Below are 23,936 nucleotides of genomic sequence, written 5' to 3'. Positions count from 1 at the left end.
GATTCTAGCATTGCAGCGAAGTATCAGCCCTCAGCCAATTGTTCTTCGTACTCCTTAACGTACTCGCCAGCCAGCGTCTGTTTCTGCTTTTCGTCGAGTAACTTTCCCGCCATCTGGAAAAACTTCTGCTCTTCTTCCTTCAAGTGATGATGCACTTTTTCCGATAGCTTTTTCGCCGTTGCCAGCCAGGCCGGGCTCGACATTTCGGTCTCGTCGAGTTCTTCCATCATTTCATCCATTTCATGGTGCTCGGAAATGGCATGACGGCTCAGGTCCACGCCATTGTCGTGAGCCATCAACGGAATGTAGAAATGACGCTCTTCAGCAGTTTCATGGGCCTGAAGCTCTTCCTTGAGCTGCTTGTAGGCTTTCTCGCGCTCGGCGCTGTCGCCGCTGGTCTGGATCAGCGCATCGGCATAGCCACGTTGACGGTCATGGCTTTCGCGCAGGGCTTCGAAAATATTCAAGGTCGGGTCTCCGGGTCGGCTTCCGGGACATGGAAGCATTGTGGACTAGACCCCTGACCAGGATCAGCAGTTCAAAGAAATGCTGGCAAACTACCATTGCACTGTAAAAGCATGCTCAGGCCAGTTCGAAAACCACGTCCTGAGCGCCTTCCCAAAGAGTCTTGACGCCCAGTTTGCGCAGGTTTTCCTTGCCATGAGTGATGGTCAAAAAATGATTACCTGCCAACTGCCCCATCTTGCTGGCAAAACAGCAAGAACCATAGGCCAGGATAATCTCGGTTTCGCTGTAGCCGCCTGGATAGAAAAGAATATCGCCCACCGAAGGATGGCTGGTTGCGTTCTCGAAACCGATCAGTTTGTCATCCAGCTTCAACTGATAATCATCCAGCGGCACCCAACAGCCTTCACCGCTCCAGCGCACATGGATGAACTTCTGCCGATAAGGCAACAACTTCAGAAACGCCTCGACAGTCTGTGGCGCATCCGGGTTGGCTTCAGCCAGAAACTCATATCCGCCAGTGGTGATTCTGATAGTGGTCACTGAAAGAGCTCCTTTAAAGCGTAGGGACCCGAAACGGGTGCAAAAGAATAAACGCGGCCGTAACGCAGAGTCACGGAGTTCCGTTGCGGCCATACAAGAGATAGCCGGGCCGACTGCTCAAACGCTCGTAGTACATATTTACAGCAGGCAGATCCGGATGATCGAGCGGTGTCTCGAACCAGCGATTGACCGAAAGCCCGACGGGAATATCGGCCAGCGTGAACGTTTCTCCGCTCACATAAGCGCCTGTCATTTCCAACTGTTGATCAAGTATCTGCATGTACCGGACCCAATTCGCACACGATGCAGCGGTAGCAACGACGTCCTGATGATCGGCCGAACGGCGTACCAGCGACATGAATGCATAGCCCCATGCCGGGTTCAGATCAGCGCTTTGCCAGTCGATCCATTGATCGATACGCGCTCTGGCAATTGGCTCGAATGGGTAAAGATGACAGCCGTTGTAACGGGCAGCCAGATAGCGAAGGATGCTATTGGACTCCCACAGTACAAAGCCGTCATCGATGATAACCGGGACCATTGCGTTGGGGTTGAGGGCAAGAAACTCCTCAGTATCGGTCGATTTGAAGCCACTGCCCCACTCTTCCCGACTGAACGAAATATTAAGTTCCTCACATGCCCAAAGCACTTTCCGTACATTGATGGACGATGCCTTCCCGAGTATCCGTAGCATTGAAGCCCCCTCTGCAGAGCAACAGTCTTAGCGCTCTAACGGCATCAGATGTTTGCCGAACAAGTGATTTTCATGAACCTCACCCTGAAACTCATAATGAGGTGATCCTTTCATCGCATACCCTTGGCGCGGATAAAACCCCAGCGCACGCTCGTTACCGACCCAGACCGTCGCCCAAAGCAGTGAAGCATGGTGGGCGGCGGCGTGCTGCTCGGCAGCCTTGAGCAATAAGCGTCCGGCACCGCGCCCGGTGAAACGCTCTTGCACATAAAGGCGCTGCAACTCAGCGGCAGTCGAGATGCCCAGCATCGGGTGATCAGTGCGTAAGGTGACCTGAGCAAAGCCGATCAGATGGCCGTCTGACTCTGCCACCGCAATAAGTGTTGCAGGCTCGGCAAGCAGGCGCGCAAAGGCCTGAGGAGAGAACGCGTCGAGGGCTTCGCGGGCGATGGACTCCCGAATGCCCTGCGTCGCGTAGGTGTCGAGAAAAACCTGTATGCCGAGCGCGCTGAGGCAGACCGTGTCTGTGGCAGAGGCCTCACGCAATGTGATGGTGTGGCAAGGAGTGGCGTTCATTACATCAGTTGACCCGGGGGCCGAGGGCTTGAACCCGGATCATACCCGACAGGCAGGCCTGGCACGCAAGCCAGGCCGCCAGCCTCAGCGTCCGGTCATGAGCGACTGCAGACGAGCCTGAGCTTGCTGAGCGTTTTTGCCTTGCTCATTCAGCTCTTGCAGCAATTTGTTGAGTTCTGTCTGTACTACCGGGTCCTTGACGGTAATTGCCGAACCCGAGATATCGATTTGCGACTTGTGCGCCTGAACGTAATCAGCAACCTTCAAGCCACTGGCAAAAGTACCTTTGATCTGTGGCAGTACTTCACGGAACGTGTTCGCCGGTACGCTGACCGTGCGGTCATAAGCCTTGTCGTAGACAACTTTCAAATCATCAGGCTGCTTCAGTTTCGCGTGTGCAGCATCTGCCTTTCCCTGCTCGACAGTCAGTTTTTCACCGACTTCATCAAGGCCTGTCTGCACCGCAACCAGGTCTGCACGACGCTCAAGGACATCGCTGACCGACCGAAACGAACCCTTCTGCATCAAGCCACTGAGTGGCTGCACCGCAGTATCCATGCCGGCTCCGAAATCTGAAATCACAGCATAGTGGGAGCTGTAATCGCCGAAGGCTTTTTTCTCGTCGTCCGTCAGCTTGGGTACATGCAGGCCAGGCTTGTCGATAATGCGGGTTTGCAGGAACTGAGTGAACGCGGTGCGCTGCTCAGGCTCCTTGTCGCCACAACCAGCCAGCAACAAGGGTAACGCGACAGCCAGCAACAAGCCTGGACGGAAAAGGGACTTCATGTCATGAACCTCCGAGATCATAAGAATGCCTGTTCAGCCAAACCGCTCACTGAACATACGCGTGCTTATAGTCTCGCAGTGACATCATCTAGTTCCGTGATGACTGAAAAGATAGGGCACAACACTGTTCCCACATGCGGTCAGAGCGTCGACTTGCCAGCAGCGGGAGCAAGTGCCACTGGCGTCGCAATCAGACGCGAATCAAGGCGTTCTGGAAGTGTGTACATGGCGCCCGTCAGTGGATCGACGATCAACATTCCGATAAGGCCACCGAACACGATATTGCCCCAATACCAGCCGTCTATACCGGAATTCAGCGTCTGCATGTTGCTGGCGTATCCATCCTTGCGGAAAGTCACTTTGTACAATTCGCCATCGAAGTAGCCAGCACCGGCGCGCAAGGTGACCTGATCAGGCGTAACACCGGAATAAACCGACACACCGCTTTGATTGACGATTTCGTAGGCAGCCCCGGAGGGGCTGGACGTGATCGATACCGGGTATTTCGAGTCGCTGACGATGCTGGCACAGCCCGTTACCGCCGCAGCAGCCAGGATGACCGAGATTTTCATGAATGTAGCCAAACGCATTTCGCAGCTCCGTTGCCTGAATTTAACGAAATGATATCACGATGATATTATTTTCATAAGAATCTTTTAATGATCAGCACGTTAGAGGGGCTTTGCTGCTGAGCATCAGGTCACGCGCTGCGTTTACGTCGCTTCATTTGAGCCCAGTTTCAAAGGTGCGCAAAAAAGTTCCTTAACAATTCTTCATGTGATGAACCGTTTCAGCGGCTAGCCTTTACCGGACCAGCAACGTGAACAACAGGAGTCAATCACGATGTTTGCACACGAGGGCCTAGGCCTGATTCTTATCTCCATCGTCTTTCTGCTTGGAGCGATTGCGATGTTCATCCACCCATTTCATGCACTGGGAAACTGGTTCAGGAAGAGAAAGCAGGAGCGAAAATCCAGGTAATACCCTTTTTGACGGCTGGCGTTATTCCCCGTCAGCAGGCAGCCCGGTGATGCCGGGCTACCTGAGAAAACCTCTCTCTTGATACTCCGCACTACTATTGACACCGCGACAGGCATTGATGCACTGATCAAGTGCAACATTAGAGAAATAATCCTCAGGCAAAATATAGCTGCAGTGTTTTAGTGCATCTAAGCCCAAGTTAATACTCAGCGTATCAACCCGAACACATATAATATCAAAACAATATCAGCACACCGATATGGGCAACGCACCCTCTGCATTAGTTGCAGATTGAGATAACAGGCTCTCGAAAATTCGCCACCGCCTATAGCCAAGTGTTTCCAGTATGGTACTCTTTTGAAATTCTTTGATATTGAAATAGTGGCAACTAGCTAATAATATCGCGCACAGAATGTCCCAACTAATTTGCCACTAGTGCTTGCAGGGCAGTCATGACCAGTCAATTATTCAATGCAACCGAGCGCCTCCGGAAAATAGTTGAACATCATGCGCTATCCCCGGCGTGCGTGCTTGATTTCGGCAAATGCAAAGCCAGCCGCAAGGGCCCGGTGTTCCTCATCGGGTCAGGCAGCTCGGCCAGAGACTTCCCGATAAAGGAGTTTGCGGACGTTCCCATGATTACCATGAACGGTGCGTTCTCGATGTTTTCGGGAACCTGCATCAAACCGTTTTTCTATGTTTGCTCCGATAGAGATTTCCCCAATCAACAACCCGAGCTTTTTGCCGCAGCCATGCGTGCCAGTGAAAACGTCGGCCTGTGGGAAGACCAACTTAGAACTGGCATCGCAAAACCCGCCGGACGTGCCTATGCATTGAAGAAGTCACCGCCGGTGTCGACAGTGGCAGCTCTGTGTTCACGAGAAGAGGCATTGGTCAGAAAGCTGTCGCTGTGGAGCAGCCGCAGCAGAGGCATCGGTTTCAGCAAGAACCTTGAATTGGGTTTCTTCGACGCCCGTACAGTCATGTACCTGGCGCTACAGTTGTCCTGTCACCTTGGTTTCGAGAAAGTATTTCTGGTCGGCTTCGATTTGAACCAGTCTGCTGGTCGCTTCTATGAGAGACCTGGCGACAAGTGCTCACCGTGCGGTCTGGATCAACACTACGAATCAAGAATTCTGCCCTCTCTCGAACTGATGGCAAAGCATGTAGTGTGCGACGACTTTCAAGTGTTCAACCTGTCCGAACAATCTCGAGTGCCCGGTGAGATGATCCCGAAACTGAGTATCGATGAAGCCAGGCGCATGCTCAGCGGCATGGACATCGAACAGATGTAACTAAAGACAGCAGCGACGTTGCCGCTGAAACACGTTGCCCAAGCGGGCATCGACATTGCGCAGAATCCGTATATCAGGCGCAGACCGCCATACACCTGACGCCACACCTATGCGACAATGCGCGCCAATGTCTGGCATGAACCCCCACATTCATATCCCGGCAACGCAGTCATGGCAGGCTGACGTTGCTGTCGACGTATGCCCGTTGGATCAGCTCATGCTCAGGCGGAGCAAGCTGAACAGCTACGGCCAGTACCCCAAGCGGTACGCGCTGCTGACCCCGGCGCTCCTCCAGTTATTGCCCAAGTTATTGATAGGTAAAGTAATTGATCTCCACAGCTAACATCACGATGCAGTTCGGCCCCAAACCCTTGTTCGAGAACGTCTCGGTCAAGTTCGGCGCCGGTAACCGTTACGGCCTGATTGGCGCTAACGGCTGCGGTAAATCCACCTTCATGAAAATCCTCGGTGGCGACCTTGAGCCTTCGGGTGGTCAGGTGATGCTGGAGCCGAACGTGCGTCTGGGCAAGCTGCGCCAGGATCAGTTCGCCTACGAAGAATTCACTGTTCTCGACACCGTCATCATGGGTCACGAAGAGCTGTGGAAGGTCAAGGCCGAGCGCGACCGTATTTACTCGCTGCCGGAAATGAGCGAAGACGACGGCATGGCCGTCGCCGAGCTGGAAACCGAGTTTGCGGAAATGGACGGTTACACCGCCGAGTCGCGTGCCGGTGAATTGCTGCTGGGCCTGGGTATCGGCATCGAGCAGCACAACGGCCCGATGAGCGAAGTATCGCCCGGCTGGAAGCTGCGCGTACTGCTGGCTCAGGCACTGTTCTCAGACCCGGAAGTGCTGTTGCTCGACGAACCGACCAACCACCTGGACATCAACACCATTCGCTGGCTGGAAAACATCCTGACCCAGCGTAACAGCCTGATGATCATCATCTCCCACGACCGTCACTTCCTGAACAGCGTGTGCACCCACATGGCTGACCTGGATTACGGCGAGTTGCGCCTGTTCCCGGGCAACTACGATGAATACATGACGGTGGCCACCCAGTCGCGGGAGCAACTGCTATCGGACAACGCCAAGAAGAAGGCGCAGATCTCCGAACTGCAATCGTTCGTCAGCCGTTTCTCGGCCAACGCATCGAAAGCCAAGCAGGCCACTTCTCGTGCCAAGGCAATCGACAAGATCCAGCTGGCCGAGGTCAAGCCTTCGAGCCGTGTCAGCCCGTTCATCCGTTTTGAGCAGACCAAAAAGCTGCACCGCCAGGCGGTCATCGTTGATCGCATGGCCAAAGGCTTCGACGGCAAGACGCTGTTCAAGGATTTCAGCTTCCAGGTTGAAGCAGGCGAACGTGTTGCGATCATCGGCCCGAACGGCATCGGCAAGACGACCCTGCTGCGCACCCTGGTCAGTGAGCTGACTCCAGATGCTGGCACTGTGAAGTGGACCGATGCAGCAGAACTCGGCTACTACGCTCAGGACCACGCCCACGACTTTGAAGATGACTGCACCCTATTCGACTGGATGGGCCAGTGGACGCAAGGCGGTGAGCAAATGGTACGCGGCACGCTGGGCCGCATGCTGTTCTCCAACGACGAGATCCTCAAATCGGTGAAGGTGATTTCCGGTGGTGAACAGGGCCGCATGCTGTTCGGCAAGCTGATCCTGCAAAAGCCGAACGTACTGATCATGGATGAACCCACCAACCACCTGGACATGGAATCCATCGAAGCGCTGAACCTGGCGCTGGAGAACTACCCGGGCACGCTGATTTTCGTCAGCCACGACCGCGAGTTCGTGTCTTCCCTGGCCACCCGCATCATCGAGCTCAGCCCAAGCGGCGTGACCGACTTTAGCGGCACCTACGACGACTACCTGCGCAGCCAGGGCGTATCGTTCTAAGCCCTGACAGCCTGCGACACCCCGAAAGCCCTGTCTTCTGGCAGGGCTTTTTATTTTCAGCCAGGCTACTGGTCTGGCTGGCTGAGCATCTCGATCCACAGCGCGCCCTTGCCCGACGGTGCTTCGCTGACCCGCTGCAAGGCTCCGTCCGAGGCAATGGCATAACTGCCGACCTTATCGCTTTTTTCGCCACTGACCAGCAACCAGCGTCCGTTGGGGGACACAGCGATATTGCGCGGCTGTTGTTCCTGGACCGGATAGTTTTCAACAAACGTCACCTTGCCACTGGCAGGATCAACCTTGAAGACCGAAACGCTGCTGGTGGTCCGCTCACTGGTGAACAGCCACTTGCCATTCGGCGCCAAACGTATGTCCGCAGCCCAGATGCGCGGCGTAGGGTCATCCTTGAGATCATTGTTGCGTGCATCGCGGGCCTGCCCCGGCGCCAGGTTCAAGCGCTTTGGAACGCCGGCTGCCTGGCTGGTCTGCTTCAACGCTCCGGTTTTCCGGTTTATCGCAAAGGAGGTGACGGTGCCGCTCATTTCGCCCACTACGTACAGAAATCTGCCGTCGGACGAGAACGCGAGGTGGCGCGGACCGGTATTCTCGGGAACTGCGACAAAGCCTTCGCCAATGGGCACGAGCTTGCCGTCCTTGGGCTCAAGCCGATATTGCAGGATGCGATCGACCCCGAGATTGCCTGCATAGACGAAGCGATTGCTCGGGTCGGTGCGTACCGAATGCGCATGCATGCCGGTCTTGTAGGTCTGAATACTGTCGCTCGGACGATGCTGCGCATCGATAGGCTGAACACTGAGCAGGTCAGCGCCATAAGAAGCGCCGAACAGGAAGCGCCCACTGCGGTCAGTCGAAAGGTACGCCAGACTCTCCGCCAAGGGTGCCTGACTCAGCGCTTTCAGATGCCCCGTTACAGGCTCAATGGAGAAGCTCAGCACCTTATAAGGCTTTGCACGCAGCGCAGCAAACAATGCCTTGCCGTCAGGCGAGATGGCCATCGGATTGACCTGGTCACCCGCCTTTGTCTGCTCCACGAGGCTGAGTGCCCCGCTTTGCTCGTCCAGCCGGTACTGAGAGATCAGTCCATCAGCCGGGCTGGAAATGTAAGCGAAGGTGGAAGCCTGAACAGGCAAACCGAACGTACAACCGACCGCTGCAGCCAGCATCAGGGTTTTTCTCATGACGGACCTTTTTATTGTTTTGGTGTGATTTGGTTTACAGCGTGATCAGTCATCCTATGACCACTTCTGTTTAACAGCAACTGCATCATGATGCCTCCGGGTCTGGCTGAAAACGTTAGCCTGCTTTCATTTTTTGGCTCCGCGAGCCATGATGAAGCACTCCCACCGCCGCCAGCGAAGAGTCCAATGCCTGTCGCGCAACCCGGTTCCATGACGGTCACTTTGCAGATTGTTTCCATCGTCTTCTACACCTTCATCGCCTTTCTGTGCATCGGCCTGCCGATCGCAGTAATGCCAGGTTATGTCCACGATCAGTTGGGCTTCAGCCCGCTGGTTGCCGGTCTGACAATCGCTTCGCAGTATCTGGCTACGCTGCTGAGCCGGCCCTTCGCCGGACGGGCGACGGACACACTGGGCAGCAAGCGTTCGATCGTATTCGGGCTGTGGGGCATCGGCATCAGCGGTGCACTGACACTGCTGGCCACCCTGCTCCAGGAATTTGCAACAGTCAGCCTGTCGATTCTCATCGTCGCGCGACTGTTTCTGGGCGTGTCGCAAGGTTTGATCGGGGTAGGCACCATCAGTTGGTGCATCGGCAAGGTCGGCCCGGATCACACTGCCCGGTCCATCTCATGGAACGGTATTGCTTCCTATGGCGCCATTGCCATTGGTGCGCCGTTGGGGGTGGTTGTCATAAAGGCTTTGGGTTTCAACAGCCTGGGAGTCGCCTTGATAGCCATGTCGGGTCTGGCACTGTGGCTGATTCGCCACAAACCGTCAGTGCCGATAATAACTGGCGAGCGGCTGCCCTACTGGTCAGTATTCGGCAGAATCGCGCCCTTTGGACTGGGTCTGACGTTGTCCTCTATCGGCTATGGCACGCTGACCACGTTCATCACGCTGTTTTACCTGAGCCGAGGCTGGGAAGGAGCCGCCTACTGCCTGAGCATGTTCGGCGTGTGCTTTATCCTTGCGCGCCTGCTGTTTATCGGAGCTATCAATCGGCTTGGCGGCTACAACGCAGCCATTTTGTGCATGGCTATTGAAACGTGCGGACTAGTGATGCTTTGGCTGTCATCGAGCAACGGCATGGCCCTGGCTGGCGCCGGATTGACCGGTGTGGGGTTGTCGCTGGTTTATCCGGCACTGGGCGTAGAAGCCATCAAAAACGTACCCACGCCCAGTCGCGGCGCAGGACTGAGTGCCTACGCAGTGTTCTTCGACCTGGCACTGGCAATTGCAGGCCCGCTCATGGGCGCTATCGCCCTGGGTCAAGGTTATGACTGGATATTTTTCTATGCCTCGCTGCTTTCGTTGTGCGCACTCGGCCTGACCCTCTGGCTGTCCCGCAAAGCCAGTCGGCAACCTTACGGGGATATGCATGGGTGATGTTATGGAATAAGATTTTTGCTTTTTGTTCCGATAGTTAGCAGATAAAACCGAAATAACGCCACCGGTCGGTCAAGTTCTTGACGTCCTGATGAAGAGCTTCTTGACTTGGTGCTGCAAGCCTCGACAAAAGGCTCGCCAAGCCGTCGTCGCGCGCATTCATGCGACGGCCAAATGTGTGGCAGTTCGGCGCTTCCCCTTCTTCAACGGCCTCTCTGTCCGCTCGACCGGGAGAGCCGTCATGAGATTCTGCAGTCGTCCTCTGTGCCATACCCGCAATGTTCTGCCCGCTTTTATTCTGGCGGTCATACCACACACTGCTGAAGGGGCCTGCAATCTCGCCCCAACTGACAATAATCCGATTCAGCTGTGCGAAAGCGGCACCAGTGGCCCTTATACCGACGTGAATTCAGCTTCGCATAATCTGGTGTTTCCACAGGCCGGCACAGCGACCGTCAATGGCAATATCAATTACGGGGCGCAGGCAGACCGCATAGAGATGGCGTCAGGTCGGGTCTTTGGCAGCGTCAATCAGGGCGCAGGTGGCGATACATTTCTGTTTTACAGTGGCGAGATCACCGGTGAAATAAGCCAGGGCCTCTCCCGACACTTTCACCATGACCGGTGGCACGTTGGGTTCACTGGCTCAGGGCGACGGGCTGGACACCTTCCTGATGACCGGGGGCACGATTATCCGCGCGTTCGAGGATGGCGACCGGGCTGTCATGACCGGAGGCAGTATCGGCCGGGTGGACATGAAGCTCGACAATAACGTATTCGAATTGTCGGGCGGCAGCATCACTAACAACCTTGTCGCAGGCTTTGGTCAGGACACGATTATCGTGTCGGGCGGGAGTATCGGTGGCGCGGTCAGCGTCAGCGGTGGTGATGACAGGATATCCCTCAGCGGTGGGGAAATTCGCGGCGAGGTGCGCACCAGCTTTGGCAATGACCGTTTCGAGTGGTTGAGCAATGGTTACGTGCGCAACAGTGTGTTGATGGCAGATGGCAACGACACAGCGCGGCTTTACAACCTCAGCGAATACCTGACCAACTCCAATCCGCTGCTGGACGGCGGCCTTGGCGACGATGTTCTGACGTTTGACAGCACAACGCTTTCCCACCCGAATCGTTATCCCGCCTGGGAAACAGTCAATCTCTTCAACGGGTCACAACTGGACATGGTCGGAACACTGACTCTCGGCGATGACCTCAGCCAGACCGGTATCCTGAATATCGACGCCACCAGCACCCTGCGTTCAACATCCGGCAGCATTGTCGCGTTCAACACCGCATCCCGTGCGACTCTCGACAACGCCGGGACGCTTGACCTGACCGGCAGCGGTAGCTCGGTAACCGATACCCTTACCATCAACGGCAACTACTTTGGTCGGGCTGGACGGTTACTGCTGCAGTCGACGCTGGGAGACGAAAATTCGCCCAGCGATAAACTGGTGGTGTCACAGGGCACCATCGGCGGTACGACCAGCATGCTGGTCAGCAATATCAATGGTCTGGGGGCACTCACCCAAGGCAACGGAATAGAGGTGGTGCAGGCGACCCGAGGCGCTACCAGCGAGGCGACTGCATTTTCGTTACAAAACTCGCTGTCCGTTGGTGCGTATGACTATTACCTGTTCAAGGGTGGCGCTACGGCGGGCAGCGAAAACAGCTGGTTTCTGCGCTCGGCAGTGATTGCACCGCCTCTGCCCGAAACGCTGCCACCGAGCGAATCTGTTCCTGGGCCGGACCCTGCGCCCATAGCGGAACCATCACCCCCGACAATGCCCGCCTCCCCTCTACCAACCGAACCCGCCGTGCCCCCGGCACAACCGCCACCCACTCATCCCATACTCGCACCTGCACAACTTCCGGCAACCACGCTGCCCGTAGCGGCAATCGGCACGCCATCGCTGCCGGAGCCGATTCGCGGCGCGGCCCCTGTGCCGCTGTACCGACCGGAAGTCGCCAATTACGCGATTGTCCCGCCCGCCGCAGCGACGCTGGCGCTGACTTCGCTGGGCACCTTCCATGAGCGTCAGGGCGATCAGAGCCTGCTGGCACAATCCGGGGCAGCGCCGGCTGGCTGGGCGCGGGTGTTTGGCAGTGACTTCAAACAGCAGTGGTCAGGCACGGTCAGCCCCGGCCTGGACGCATCGCTCAAGGGCTATCAGATCGGCCATGACGTGTACGCCTGGTCACTCGATGCACAGCGGACCCTGCGGGTCGGTCTGTTCGTCGCCCAAAACCGCCTGGGCGGCGAGGTGCGGGGCTTTGCCGGTGGTTTTCAAAAGCGGCAAACCGGACGAATAAAACTGCGTGGCGACAGCGTAGGCGCCTACTGGACACTCTCAACGCTTGCCAACGGTTACATCGATGCGCTGGTGATGAGCACGCGCCTGGACGGCTACAGTCGCTCTGACCGAGGCCTGCGCATCGACACTGATGGTCATGCGCTGAGCCTGTCCCTGGAAGCCGGTTACCCGCTTGCACTGTCATCGCGATGGATCGCCGAACCGCAGGCGCAGATCATTCATCAGCGCATTGATCTTGATGATCAGCACGACGGTATTGCACGGGTGGGTTTTGACAGCCAGCCCTACAACACCGGGCGACTGGGCGTACGATTCAAGGGCCGATACGCGATGGCGGGCATGCCCATCGAGCCCTACCTTCGGGTCAATGTCTGGCGCAATGAAGGGGGGCATGACACGGTAATATTCGATCACACACAACGCGTCAGGACAGCCCACCGATCAACGACGGGCAGCCTGGGCGCAGGAATAGTCATCAAAATCGCCAATGAAACCAGCGTGTACTGGAGCGCGGATTACAACCGTGATCTGGACAATCAGGTGTTCAACGGAATAAACGCCAGCCTGGGGGTCAGGCTGGCGTGGTAGCGCGGAGGAATGATCGGACGTGCCAGGTCCGACCTTACTCAGTTGTTTGCAGGCTTTAGAATCAGCACAGCAAGTGGTGGCAAGTTCAGAGTAACGGACGCCGACAGGCCATGAGCAGGCTCGTCTTCGCTGATCACCTCACCGCCGTTACCTAAGTTGGAGCCTGCGTACGTTCCGGAATCGCTGTTCAGCAGCTCTGTCCAGGCGCCCTGCACAGGCACGCCGACGCGGTAGCCCATACGTGGCACTGGTGTCATGTTGACCACCACCAGAACCGGGTCGCCTTCGCGGCCCTTGCGCAGGTAGGCAAATACGCTATTGGCCTTGTCGTCACCGATCAGCCACTGGAAACCGGCCGGATCGGAGTCGAGTTCATGCAGCGCCCTTTCATCGCGGTATAGCTTGTTCAGGTCAGTGACCAGCTGTTTGACGCCGACATGCTCGGCATACTGCAGCAAATACCAGTCAAGCTCCCGATCGTGGTCCCATTCACGCCATTGACCGAATTCGCAGCCCATGAACAGCAGCTTCTTGCCCGGATGAGTCCACATGAAGGACAAGTACGCACGCAGATTGGCGAACTTCTGCCAATGGTCGCCAGGCATCTTGTCGATCAGCGAATGCTTGCCATGAACGACTTCATCGTGCGAGATCGGCAGCACGAAACGTTCCGAATAGGCGTACACCAGGCTGAACGTCAATTCGCCGTGGTGGTGCTCACGGTGAATCGGGTCCTGCTCCATGTAGCGAAGCGAATCGTTCATCCAGCCCATGTTCCACTTGTAATTGAACCCGAGACCGCCTTCCTGGGTAGGCTTGCTGACACCGGGCCATGCAGTGGACTCTTCGGCAATGACCATCGTGCCCGGTGCTTCCAGCGCAACAACGTCATTGAGGTGACGCAGAAAATCGATCGCTTCAAGGTTTTCGCGGCCGCCATGCCGATTCGGCACCCACTCGCCAGCCTTGCGCGAATAGTCGCGATACAACATCGAAGCCACGGCATCCACCCGCAGGCCGTCGATGTGGTAATGCTTGAGCCAGTGCAGTGCCGAGGCCAGCATGAAGCCATGAACCTCAGTACGGCCCAGGTTGTAAATCAGCGTGTTCCAGTCCTGGTGGAAGCCTTCCTTGGGGTCCACGTACTCATACAGAGCAGTGCCATCGAACTGCGCCAACCCGTGCGTATCGGTCGGAAAGTGCGCAGGCACCCAGTCGAGGATGACGCCGATTTCTGCCTGGTGGCAGGCATTTACAAATGCTGCGAAGTCTTCAGGTGAACCGTAGCGTGCCGTCGGCGCGAACTGGGCCAGTAACTGGTAGCCCCACGAGCCACCAAACGGGTGCTCCATGATCGGCATCAGCTCGATATGGGTAAAACCGAGTTCCTTGACGTAAGGGATCAATCGGTCCGCGAGCTCGCGCCAATTGAACTGACGCCATTGACCTTCTTCGTTCTGCTCCATGCGCCAGGAGCCGGCATGCAGCTCGTAGATCGACATCGGCGCCGTGACTGCGTGGCGTCCCTCGCGCGATTTCAGCCATTCATCGTCATGCCACTCGAACTGCAACGGCGCGGAAATTTTCGACGCAGTGTCAGGCGGCAGCGTGGTAGCGAGTGCCATCGGGTCGCTCTTGAGCGGCAAAATTCCGTGGGCACCCAGGATTTCATATTTGTAAACCTCTCCCGGCTGCAGGCGCGGGACAAATATCTCCCATACCCCAGTGGGATGCCGCAGACGCATTGGGTGACGTCGGCCGTCCCAGCTGTTGAAGCTGCCGACCACAGACACACGGCGCGCGTTTGGCGCCCAGACGGCAAAACGCACACCGGCGACGCCATCAACCGTGGTCACTTGCGCACCCAAGCAGCTGCTCAGATCACGGTGATTGCCTTCGGCAAACAGGTACAGGTCCATTTCGCCCAACAACGGGGCGAAGCTGTAAGGGTCTTCGGTGATTTGCTCACCGCCGGCCCAATTTATTTTCAGCAGGTAAGGCTGCGGCTGCTCGAGATGGCCCACAAAAAAACCCGGGACCTCGCTCATCTCCATTTCGCCAAGTTCTCTACCGTCATCCCTTGCCAGCAGGCGTGCGCTCAGGGCGCCGGGCAGATAGGCTCGGACAAACTGACCGCTTTCACCATCGCCATGCGGACCCAGGATCGAAAACGGGTCACGATGTTCAGCACGGATCAGCGCATCCAGATCTACGGCAGCGGGGATCGCGCGGCGACCCTTGGCGGTTTTTTCAGGCGCATTCATATTGGCTCTCCATCAGACGGTTGCAGCAACCCACGCAAGCCTTGCAAGGGAACGGCCAGCCACGCTGGGCGATTCTCGGCTTCGTAGATCACTTCATAAGCGGCTTTTTCCAGGGTGAACAGTTCCAGTGCAGCGTCCTCCCCTTTTGCATCCTTCCAGGCATGGGCCATCTCGGTGGTTGCCGAGCGATAGCCTTCGATGAAGGCGGCGCGGGCCTGCGACAGGTAAGTTTCGGCGACACGCTTGCGCGCCGCTGCCGCTTCCGGCGATGTGTCGACACTTTGCGCACTGCGTACGGCCATCGCCGCCGCATAGTCGAAGGAGCGAAGCACCCCACTCACATCCTTGAAAGGGCTGTGCTTGGCGCGACGCTCTTCAAGCGCACGAGCCGGCTCCCCTTCGAAATCGATCAGGTAGGCATCGCCCTTGACCACCAGTACCTGCCCCAGGTGCAGGTCACCATGTACGCGGATACGCAGGCCGCCGGCAGAGCGTTTGGCAAGGGTGTCGATACGCTGACGAATCTGCTTGCGATGCGCCAGCAAATCACTGACCAGCTGCTGATCGTGTTTTTCCAGATCGCCCTTGCGCTGCTCGAGCAACTGCAACGCGCGCTCAAGCTGAGCGTTTACGCTGGCACCAGAGGTCTTGCTGTCCGGTGCGCTGGTGACTTCAACGGCAAAGTCCGGGTTATCAGTAGGCGCGGCGAGGATCTGGTGCATTTCACCCAGGCGCTGGCCCAGGCTGCGTGAAAAGTCCGCGAGCTCCAGCAGGGCGTTGTAATGCTGTTCCTGGCCAGACACGCCATGCGCCAGCTCGTCGCGGACCGCACGTTCGAGGTTGTTCTGCGTCCATTCCCAAGCATCGCCCTGATTGCTCAGATAGCCTTGAGCAATCATCAAAAGATTCGGCTTGCCGTCGTTACCGACGCGCACCAGCGATCCCAGCAGTGGCGAAATATTCTTGAAACCGGCCTGAGTAAGAAAGGCGCCCATCTCCAGCTCAGGGTGCGTCCCGGCACTGACCTTGCGGATCAGCTTGAGTACCAGGCTGCTGCCTACCACCACCGAACTGTTGGACTGCTCGGCGGACAGATAGCGAACTTCCGACTCGTTGTTCAGACCCAACGGTGCCAGCTGCGAACTTTGTTCAAAACGCAGCTCACCATCGGCACACGGAATCACGGTGTCCGACTGCATGCCTTGAATGACTGCACGAATGAAGGTTTCCAGCGTGAAGCCATCGGTGATCAGGCCGACATCGCGGTTGCGGCGAACCCTGGCGAGCGCCAGCTGTTGCGGCAGTGCGCTACTGATGTCGTCTTCGGCCAACAGACCGAATGGCAACTGATAACGCTCGGTCTGGCCATCTGCCGTAACCTCGATCTCGCTGAGCAAAACCGGATGAGCTTCGTCGCCAAAGCGTACTGCGTAGGCGATCTTGACCTGCTCGATGGGCTTGTCCTTGCCACCGAACCAGCGGCGTTTGGGCAAGTAATTAGCGAGCGAGGTGTTTTCCATGGTGCCGCGCAGCGGCTCGTCGAGCAATTCTTCAAGATGCTTTTTAAGCACCAGGGTCGGAAAGTCCGGCATGCTTTGCGCGGGTTCAATGTGCCAACTGGGCATTTGATTCTCCGGGGCCAATAGAAACCAATAAAAACCATACGGTGGGAGCGTGAGTAGATAGCTCAACTGACCGATAGGCGGAAACGCACTGCCGCCGAGCATCTCTACCGGAACCGTGCCAGCGTAAGCAGACAGTTCCAGCTCGGCCGCTTGCGCAGCGCTGGACATGTTGGCGACACACAACACGATCTCGTTGTGACCATCGGGAGCGGTGTATTCGCGGGTATAGGCAAGAATTCGCCGATTCGACGGCGAGAGCATTTTCAGCGTGCCGCGGCCAAACGCCTTCTGCTGCTTGCGCACAGCCAGCATGCGCCGGTTCCAGTTCAGCAGCGAATGCGGGTCGCGCTCCTGACTCTCGACGTTGACTGACTGAAAGCCATACATCGGGTCCATGATCGGCGGCAGCACAAGGCTGGCCGGATCGGCACGCGAGAACCCGCCATTGCGGTCGATGGACCATTGCATCGGCGTGCGCACACCGTCCCGGTCGCCCAGGTAAATGTTGTCGCCCATGCCGATCTCATCGCCGTAGTACAGGGTTGGTGTACCCGGCATCGACAGCAGCATGCTATTGAGCAATTCGACGCGACGGCGGTCACGATCAACGAGTGGCGCCAGTCGGCGGCGAATGCCCAGGTTGATACGCGCGCGGCGATCGGCGGCGTAATAATTCCACAGGTAATCCCGTTCACGGTCAGTGACCATTTCGAGGGTCAGCTCATCGTGGTTACGCAGGAAAATCGCCCATTGGCAGTTTTCCGGAATCTCCGGCGTCTGGCGCAAGATGTCGGTGATCGGAAAGCGGTCTTCCTGCGCCAATGCCATATACATACGCGGCATCAAGGGGAAGTGAAACGCCATGTGACATTCGTCACCGTCCGGCCCTTTGCTGTCGCCGAAATACAGTTGCGTGTCTTCCGGCCACTGATTCGCCTCGGCCAGCAGCATGCGGTCCGGATAGTTCGCGTCGATCTCGGCACGAATGCGTTTGAGCACCTGATGGGTCTCCGGCAGGTTCTCATTGTTGGTGCCATCACGCTCGATCAGATACGGGATGGCATCCAGCCGCAGACCGTCGATGCCCAGGTCCAGCCAGAAGCGCATGACTTCAAGTACCGCTTCCAGGACGTGCGGGTTGTCGAAGTTGAGGTCCGGCTGATGGGAGTAGAAACGGTGCCAGAAATACTGCCCCGCCACCGGATCCCAGGTCCAGTTCGAGGTTTCGGTGTCCAGAAAGATGATCCGCGTACCGTCGTATTTCTGATCGGTATCTGACCAGACGTAGAAGTCCCGCGCCTTGGAGCCAGGCTTGGCATTGCGGGCTTTCTGAAACCAGGGGTGCTGGTCCGACGTGTGATTGATGACCAGTTCGCTGATCACCCGCAGGCCACGCTTGTGCGCCTGGGCAATAAAGCGCTTGGCGTCGGCCATCGTGCCGTAGTCGTCGTGGACGTCCCGGTATTCGGAAATGTCGTAGCCATCATCCCGGCGCGGCGACGGATAGAACGGCAAAAGCCAGATCGTGTTGACGCCTAGAGCAGCGATGTAATCAAGCTTTTCAATCAGGCCTGCAAAATCGCCAATGCCGTCGTTATTGGCATCGAAAAACGATTTCACATGGACCTGATAAATCACCGCATCCTTGTACCAGAGCGGGTCTTTGATAAATGTCGCTTCACCGGGTTTCTTAGCCATTGCTGACTCCTTGGGAGTATTACTGCGAGGCCTGGATACGCCAGATTCCGAAAGGTTGCGACGGGTCGAGACGCGTATGCTGGTACTTGCCATACCAGGTCCAGCGATGACCGGTCATCAAGTCTTCGCCAGAGGTCGCGGCATCGTCGGCCAGGCCCATTTCCCAAAGAGGCAATTCAAAATCCGCTTCCTGCGCGTTGTGCGGATCAAGATTGATGGCCACCAGAACAAAGTTGCTGCCATCGGCAGAACGCTTGCCAAAGTACAGAATGTTGTCATTCCAAGCGTTGTACAGCTTCAAGCCCAAGTGGGTCTGCAGCGCCGGGTTCTGTCTGCGAATGCGGTTGAGCTGAGCTATTTCGGCGATGATGTTGCCGGGCGCGGCATAGTCACGAACGCGGATCTCGTACTTCTCCGAGTCCAGATATTCTTCTTTACCGGGGATCGGTGCGGCTTCACATAATTCGAACCCTGAGTACATGCCCCACAGGCCTGACCCCATGGTCGCGAGCGCAGCACGGATCAAGAACCCGGCCCGGCCGGAATCGTGCAGGAAGCGCGGATTGATATCCGGTGTGTTGACGAAGAAGTTCGGGCGATAGCAATCGCGCCACGGCACGTCGTTGAGTTCAGTGAAGTATTCCGACAACTCGGCCTTGGTGTTTCGCCAGGTGAAGTAGGTGTAGCTCTGGGTGTAGCCGACCTTGCCCAGGCGCGCCATCATTGCTGGCTTGGTGAACGCTTCGGCCAAGAACATCACTTCAGGGTGCTGGCTGCGCACTTCCCCGATCATCCACTGCCAGAACGGCAACGGCTTGGTGTGCGGGTTGTCGACGCGGAAAATCTTCACGCCTTCCTTGACCCAGCCCAGCACGATGTCACGCAGTTCAAGCCACAGGCCTGGAATGGCATCGGGGGCATAGAAATCGACGTTGACGATGTCCTGATACTTTTTCGGCGGGTTTTCTGCATAACGAATGGTGCCGTCCGGACGCCACGAGAACCAGCCCGAGTGCTGCTTGAGCCAAGGGTGGTCCTGTGAGCACTGAATGGCAAAATCCAGGGCGATCTCAAGACCGTGATCAGCTGCAGCTTTGACCAGGTTGCGGAAGTCTTCGCGACTGCCCAACTGCGGATGGATGGCTTCATGGCCGCCATCTTCACTGCCGATTGCATACGGGCTGCCCGGATCATCAGGGCCTGCAGTCAGAGAGTTGTTAGGCCCCTTGCGGTGGGCGCGGCCGATCGGGTGGATCGGCGGGAAATACAGCACGTCGAAACCCATGTCGCGAATCATTGGCAGACGCGAGTGGACGTCGTTGAAAGTACCGTGACGTGACTTGTCGTCTGTCATCGAACGCGGAAACAACTCATACCAACTGGCGAACTGCGCCAGCTCGCGCTCGACATCCAGGGGGAACTCCACGCTGCGGCTCAAAAACGCCTGATTGTCTGCCTGCTTCATCAGGTTCGCGGTGTCGCTGTGCAACAGCAGCGCTACCTTCTCGTCGCTGTCGGATTTTTCAAGCCGCCCTACCAGGTCTTCGATGTGCTGACGCTGTTCACCCTGACTGCGCTCTGCAGCATGCACCAGATGAATACGCCCTTCTTCCAGCTCCAGTTTGATGGACACACCGGCGCCGAACTTCTTTTCCAGTTCGTAGCGATAGCTGCCAAATTGGTCGATCCAGGCTTCAAGGCGAAACACATGGCGGCAGACAGATGTCGGGGTGAACTCACCGATCCAGCTGTCGTTGCCCAGTTCGCGCATGGGGGCCGTGTGCCAGTATTCTTCATCGGCAGCGCGCCAGCGAATGTTGACCGCCATCTTGTCATGCCCATCGGCGTAGACCTTGCTGGTGACCGTAACCGCTTGCCCGGTGATTGCCTTCGCCGCAAACAGCCCACCGTCAATGACCGGCGACGTGTCTTCGATCACGATGCGGGGCAATTGCAGCGCTTGGGTAAGAGACAAAGGAAGGGTTGGGTGCGGGACATCGGTGGCCAGAGAATCCGGACCGTATGGCTGTTCATTCATCGAGCATCACTCCTCACGCCCCAAGGACGCTCCTGTGCATTCCATGCAATGGAAAAATTGACGGTATGGCAGCAGATGATCTAATTCAGCTGCCTAGGTTCCGAGCTGTCAACGAAAGTAAAGTTCAAAGGTTTTACGGTTGTTTGACCGGTGTGTCGAGGTGTGGGGTCAAGGTGCGAGCGAAGTGCGCTCGGGAAATCGGTGAGCAAGTGCGATAGGTAAAACGATTGAATCATCAATACGCAGCGGCAGTCGAAAGCTGCACCCACAAGGAGGCTGATGCCATGACGTTACCCAACCCGACAGAAGTGCCAGAGCCGAACATCGATGATCCCATCCTGCCTGATCCGCCGCCTGAGCAGAAACCGCCTCCATCGACACCTCCCCCCAACGAAACTCCCGTGGGCGACCCGCCAGCCAATGCGCCGCCCGTCGTGGTGTGAGCCGTATAAGGCAGTGCGATGGTGCCTGTGTTTCAAGCACAGGCGCCCTCAGCGCCCTCCCGCCACATCGATGAACGTGCCCGTCGCATAGGACGCCTTGTCCGATAGCAGCCAGAGGATGGCTTCGGCCACTTCTTCTGCGGTGCCGCCACGGCCCATTGGCAATGCCCCCTCCAGCTTGCTGACGCGGAACGGATCGCCGCTCAGGGCGTGAAAGTCAGTAAAGATAAAGCCCGGCCTGACTGCGTTGACACGAATGTTCTCCCCCGCCACTTCTTTGGACAGCCCGATGGTGAAGGTGTCCAGCGCGCCTTTGGAGGCGGCGTAATCAACGTACTCGCCAGCCGAACCCAGTCGCGATGCCAGCGAGGACACATTGACAATGCTGCCACCGTGCCCGCCATGTCGAGGCAGCATGCGCAGCAGGGCGTGTTTACTGCACAACATGGGGCCGACCACGTTGTTCATCATCATCTTGAGCATGCGAAACTCGGACATATCCTCGACCCTCGAAGCCTGGGCCAGAGTGCCTGCGTTGTTGACCAGATGAGTGACATGACCAAGTTCCGAGTCGACTCTGGCAAACAGCCGCATTATTTCATCTTCGTTGCTGACGTCGGCCTGCACGGTGATCGCGTGCGCGCCCAGCGCTCTGACCTGCCCGGCGGTCTTTTCCGCCGAGGCGTGGTCGGACAGGTAGTTGATACAGATCCGGTAGCCCTGAGAGGCGGCAAGACGCGCAGTGGCGGCGCCGATCCCGCGCGAACCGCCGGTGATGATGAGGACTTTTTCCATGGGCTTTCTCGTATTTTTTCTGAAGCCGGCGTTGAGGCGCAGTGGACACCTGCACGTTCGCCAGACTCCGCTGATCGTGCCAGCCTTTGTCATCCAGCGCCATCAAAGCGTGTCAGAAAACCTCTGCCTGCCATCGTCAACACCGGAGGCGCCCTTGGCTTCGGTTGCCCGGATCTCGTCGAGAAACTGCTGCGCAGGCAAAGGGTGACCGAGCAGGAAGCCTTGCAGAGCGTGGCAGCCCAGGTGGGTCAGAAAGCGCTGCTGCACGGCGGTTTCCACGCCTTCGGCGACGATTCGCAGGTTCAATGCCTGGCCTACGGCGACGATGGCCGACACGATGGCAGCGTCGTCGGTGTCGTGCTCAAGATCACGCACGAACCCTCGATCAATCTTGATTTCATTGGCCGGTAGCCGCTTGAGATACATCAGGCTGGAGTAACCCGTACCGAAATCATCGATCGACAGGTCAACGTCCATCTCCGAAAGCCTTTTCAGCACTGCCAGGCTGACATCAGCGTCATGCATGGCGGTGGTCTCGGTAATTTCCAGCGTCAGACAGTTGGCCGGAAGCTGATGGCGGTCCAGGGTGTCAGCTACTGCCGTGACCAGCCCGGAATGGCAGAACTGCAAGGCCGACAGGTTCACCGATATGCGCCAGTGAGGGTAACCCTGGGTGTACCATTCGCGCATTTGTCTACAGGCTTCGTCCAGCACCCATTCGCCGATCTGGATGATCAGGCCGGTCTTCTCGGCCAAACCGATGAACAGGTCCGGGCCCAGCAGACCGCGTTGCGGATGGTTCCAGCGCAACAGCGCCTCTGCCCCGACCGGCAAGCCGCTCAATGCGTCGAATTTGGGTTGGTAGTACAGACAGAAATGCTTCTGCTTGAGTGCCACGCGCAAGTCCTGCGACAGCTGAAGCTGGTTGAGTGCATTGCTGTTCATCGAGGCATCGAAACAACTGAAACCGTTCTTGCCCGCTGCCTTGGTGTGGTACATCGCCGCATCGGCGTTGACCAGCAGTTCGTGCTGCGTCACGCCATTGCCAGGATAGACGCAGATACCGATGCTCAACGAAATCTGCAGTTGATGCCCGCCTATTTCGAAGGGATGACTGATCACGCTGACCTGGCGTGCAGCGACCAACGTTGCTTCCTGGGGATCGTTCAGCTCGACCAGCAGCACGAACTCATCGCCCCCGACCCGCGCAAGCGTGTCCTCGCGATGCAGGTTCTCGCGCAGCCGTATCGCCACCTGTCGCAGCAGCAAGTCGCCGACATGATGGCCAAAAGCATCATTGACCGGTTTGAAACCGTCCAGATCCATGAACATCAGCGCAAAACAGCCGCCCTGCTCCCGGGTCTTCTGCATCGCATGCTCTATACGGTCGGTCAGCAGCACGCGATTCGGCAAACCTGTCAGTTTGTCGTGCAAGGCCAAGTGGGTCAGTTCCAGGTTCGCCTGAGTCAGCGAATTCGCGAGCACCGCAGTGCGCGCCTCCAGGTGGGAGTCAAGAAGGCAGGTCAGCAAGGTGATACTCAGCACTGCCAGGCTGGTGACGAGTACAAGGGGGTTGAGATCATCCGCACTCACACCGCTGCTCCATGCCCCGCAGAAGCTGCCATCGGCAAAGTGGGCAGCGGCCATACCGGTGTAATGCATGCCGACGATGGCCACACCAAGCACCACCGCTGCTGCAGTTCGAGCCAGATAGACGCGCGGTCGTTGCTGGCGAAGCATGAAGCCCATCCTCAAGCCGGCGGCCGATGCCAGGACGGCAATGATCAGAGACAGGATCAGCCATCCCGTGTCGTACTCGATGGCAGGCTGCATGCGCATTGCCGCCATGGCGATGTAATGCATCGAGCTGATACCGAGACCGAGCAGCAGTGCGCCCAAGCACAGCGGCAGTGCGGTCAGCTGCCGCTGGCTCACCAGCCACAAGGCAAATCCGGATGACAGGATTCCGATTACCAGAGAACACAACAGCAGCGCAATGTCATACGCCAGCTCGAACGGCAGCGCGAACGCCGACATGCCGATGAAATGCACGGACCACATACCGACGCCCATTGCGAACGCACCGCCTGCGATCCACACATACAATGTCTTGCCGTTGGCAGAGACGATTCGCCCGGCAAGATCGAGTGAGATATAGGACGCTAGTACCGCAACAACGACGGAGATCATGACAAGCGAGGGGGTGTAACTGCCAATCAACATAAACGCACCTGGAGCCCAATGAGCGCGTCCATGCCGATCTTGCGGACGATTGTACGCAATAGCCACCAAATGTCGCGGCACCTGGTCTAAAAGGATGGCTAAA

16 protein-coding genes and 1 pseudogene are annotated in these 23,936 nt (G+C 57.3%); 5 read left to right on the top strand and 12 right to left on the bottom strand.

All coding sequences use genetic code 11. The features are described 5' to 3' along the window. Positions 1 to 23: 23 nt before the first annotated feature. From POR16_RS11910 to POR16_RS11885, 6 genes are all read right to left on the bottom strand, one after another. Positions 24 to 467 carry a hemerythrin domain-containing protein gene (locus POR16_RS11910; protein ID WP_005892875.1) on the bottom strand — a complete coding sequence of 148 codons (444 nt, stop codon included), beginning with the start codon at positions 465 to 467 and terminating at the stop codon, positions 24 to 26. Positions 468 to 582: 115 nt separating this feature from the next. Then, positions 583 to 1,008: a DUF3830 family protein gene (locus POR16_RS11905; RefSeq protein WP_005892877.1), complete on the bottom strand. Its 426-nt coding sequence runs from the start codon at positions 1,006 to 1,008 to the stop codon at positions 583 to 585. A gap of 70 nt (positions 1,009 to 1,078) precedes the next feature. Continuing rightward, positions 1,079 to 1,702, bottom strand: coding sequence for a glutathione S-transferase family protein (locus POR16_RS11900; RefSeq protein ID WP_005892879.1), 624 nt, complete (start codon positions 1,700 to 1,702; stop codon positions 1,079 to 1,081). Between the two features lie 27 nt (positions 1,703 to 1,729). After that, entirely contained in the window at positions 1,730 to 2,278 is a 549-nt protein-coding gene (locus tag POR16_RS11895; RefSeq protein ID WP_005892880.1) for a GNAT family N-acetyltransferase, read from the bottom strand. A gap of 84 nt (positions 2,279 to 2,362) precedes the next feature. Continuing rightward, entirely contained in the window at positions 2,363 to 3,064 is a 702-nt protein-coding gene (locus POR16_RS11890) for a DUF3053 domain-containing protein (protein WP_024690039.1), read from the bottom strand. A gap of 140 nt (positions 3,065 to 3,204) precedes the next feature. After that, positions 3,205 to 3,654 carry a hypothetical protein gene (locus POR16_RS11885; RefSeq protein WP_005892883.1) on the bottom strand — a complete coding sequence of 150 codons (450 nt, stop codon included), beginning with the start codon at positions 3,652 to 3,654 and terminating at the stop codon, positions 3,205 to 3,207. Positions 3,655 to 4,497: 843 nt separating this feature from the next. Between POR16_RS11885 and POR16_RS11875 the strand changes: the two genes are divergently transcribed. Both POR16_RS11875 and POR16_RS11870 read left to right on the top strand, forming a co-directional pair. Beyond that, complete coding sequence (locus tag POR16_RS11875; protein ID WP_042932524.1) at positions 4,498 to 5,340, top strand: LPS biosynthesis protein; 843 nt, start codon at positions 4,498 to 4,500, stop codon at positions 5,338 to 5,340. 326 nt (positions 5,341 to 5,666) lie between these two features. Then, on the top strand, positions 5,667 to 7,256 hold the full coding sequence (locus POR16_RS11870) for an ABC-F family ATPase (RefSeq protein ID WP_005892888.1): 1,590 nt from the start codon (positions 5,667 to 5,669) through the stop codon (positions 7,254 to 7,256). 65 nt (positions 7,257 to 7,321) lie between these two features. Here the strand turns inward: POR16_RS11870 and POR16_RS11865 are convergent, their stop codons facing one another. Beyond that, positions 7,322 to 8,455 carry a lactonase family protein gene (locus tag POR16_RS11865; RefSeq protein ID WP_005892891.1) on the bottom strand — a complete coding sequence of 378 codons (1,134 nt, stop codon included), beginning with the start codon at positions 8,453 to 8,455 and terminating at the stop codon, positions 7,322 to 7,324. A gap of 186 nt (positions 8,456 to 8,641) precedes the next feature. On the opposite strand from POR16_RS11865, the gene POR16_RS11860 reads away from it, so the two are divergent. Continuing rightward, complete coding sequence (locus tag POR16_RS11860) at positions 8,642 to 9,844, top strand: MFS transporter (protein ID WP_005892892.1); 1,203 nt, start codon at positions 8,642 to 8,644, stop codon at positions 9,842 to 9,844. 241 nt (positions 9,845 to 10,085) lie between these two features. Continuing rightward, positions 10,086 to 12,747: pseudogene (locus POR16_RS11855) on the top strand (autotransporter family protein). Positions 12,748 to 12,785: 38 nt separating this feature from the next. Here the strand turns inward: POR16_RS11855 and glgB are convergent. From glgB to POR16_RS11840, 3 genes are read right to left on the bottom strand one after another with little or no spacing between them, the layout of a single operon-like run. Beyond that, on the bottom strand, positions 12,786 to 15,011 hold the full coding sequence (gene glgB / locus POR16_RS11850; RefSeq protein ID WP_005892897.1) for a 1,4-alpha-glucan branching protein GlgB: 2,226 nt from the start codon (positions 15,009 to 15,011) through the stop codon (positions 12,786 to 12,788). Next, complete coding sequence (treS, locus tag POR16_RS11845; RefSeq protein WP_005892898.1) at positions 15,008 to 18,334, bottom strand: maltose alpha-D-glucosyltransferase; 3,327 nt, start codon at positions 18,332 to 18,334, stop codon at positions 15,008 to 15,010. Before treS ends, glgB begins: the two co-directional genes overlap by 4 nt. 19 nt (positions 18,335 to 18,353) lie before the next feature. After that, a complete protein-coding gene (locus tag POR16_RS11840; RefSeq protein WP_005892899.1) occupies positions 18,354 to 20,372 on the bottom strand; it encodes an alpha-1,4-glucan--maltose-1-phosphate maltosyltransferase in 2,019 nt (672 codons plus the stop codon). A gap of 284 nt (positions 20,373 to 20,656) precedes the next feature. On the opposite strand from POR16_RS11840, the gene POR16_RS26300 reads away from it, so the two are divergent. Further along, the gene (locus tag POR16_RS26300; RefSeq protein ID WP_005892900.1) at positions 20,657 to 20,815 is read left to right on the top strand and encodes a hypothetical protein; all 159 of its coding nucleotides are present in this window, start codon (positions 20,657 to 20,659) and stop codon (positions 20,813 to 20,815) included. A gap of 48 nt (positions 20,816 to 20,863) precedes the next feature. On the opposite strand, the gene POR16_RS11835 is transcribed toward POR16_RS26300, so the two are convergent. Both POR16_RS11835 and POR16_RS11830 read right to left on the bottom strand, forming a co-directional pair. Further along, positions 20,864 to 21,610, bottom strand: coding sequence for an SDR family oxidoreductase (locus POR16_RS11835; RefSeq protein WP_005892901.1), 747 nt, complete (start codon positions 21,608 to 21,610; stop codon positions 20,864 to 20,866). A 102-nt stretch (positions 21,611 to 21,712) separates the two neighbouring features. Then, a complete protein-coding gene (locus tag POR16_RS11830) occupies positions 21,713 to 23,833 on the bottom strand; it encodes a putative bifunctional diguanylate cyclase/phosphodiesterase (protein ID WP_005892902.1) in 2,121 nt (706 codons plus the stop codon). Positions 23,834 to 23,936 lie beyond the last annotated feature (103 nt).

The sequence above is a fragment of the Pseudomonas coronafaciens pv. oryzae str. 1_6 genome, from assembly GCF_000156995.2.
GTDB classification, from domain to species: Bacteria; Pseudomonadota; Gammaproteobacteria; order Pseudomonadales; family Pseudomonadaceae; genus Aquipseudomonas; species Aquipseudomonas tremae.
This window is presented reverse-complemented; position numbering and strand designations above follow the sequence as displayed.

Excerpts from the sequence above, each read along its gene's own strand:
- POR16_RS11865 (WP_005892891.1), bottom strand. The coding sequence starts at position 8,455 with ATGAGAAAAACCCTGATGCTGGCTGCAGCGGTCGGTTGTACGTTCGGT.
- POR16_RS11835 (WP_005892901.1), bottom strand. The coding sequence starts at position 21,610 with ATGGAAAAAGTCCTCATCATCACCGGCGGTTCGCGCGGGATCGGCGCC.
- POR16_RS11890 (WP_024690039.1), bottom strand. The coding sequence starts at position 3,064 with ATGAAGTCCCTTTTCCGTCCAGGCTTGTTGCTGGCTGTCGCGTTACCC.
- POR16_RS11895 (WP_005892880.1), bottom strand. The coding sequence starts at position 2,278 with ATGAACGCCACTCCTTGCCACACCATCACATTGCGTGAGGCCTCTGCC.
- POR16_RS26300 (WP_005892900.1), top strand. The coding sequence starts at position 20,657 with ATGACGTTACCCAACCCGACAGAAGTGCCAGAGCCGAACATCGATGAT.
- POR16_RS11885 (WP_005892883.1), bottom strand. The coding sequence starts at position 3,654 with ATGCGTTTGGCTACATTCATGAAAATCTCGGTCATCCTGGCTGCTGCG.
- POR16_RS11900 (WP_005892879.1), bottom strand. The coding sequence starts at position 1,702 with ATGCTACGGATACTCGGGAAGGCATCGTCCATCAATGTACGGAAAGTG.
- POR16_RS11840 (WP_005892899.1), bottom strand. The coding sequence starts at position 20,372 with ATGAATGAACAGCCATACGGTCCGGATTCTCTGGCCACCGATGTCCCG.
- POR16_RS11860 (WP_005892892.1), top strand. The coding sequence starts at position 8,642 with ATGCCTGTCGCGCAACCCGGTTCCATGACGGTCACTTTGCAGATTGTT.
- POR16_RS11875 (WP_042932524.1), top strand. The coding sequence starts at position 4,498 with ATGACCAGTCAATTATTCAATGCAACCGAGCGCCTCCGGAAAATAGTT.
- POR16_RS11830 (WP_005892902.1), bottom strand. The coding sequence starts at position 23,833 with ATGTTGATTGGCAGTTACACCCCCTCGCTTGTCATGATCTCCGTCGTT.
- treS (WP_005892898.1), bottom strand. The coding sequence starts at position 18,334 with ATGGCTAAGAAACCCGGTGAAGCGACATTTATCAAAGACCCGCTCTGG.
- glgB (WP_005892897.1), bottom strand. The coding sequence starts at position 15,011 with ATGAATGCGCCTGAAAAAACCGCCAAGGGTCGCCGCGCGATCCCCGCT.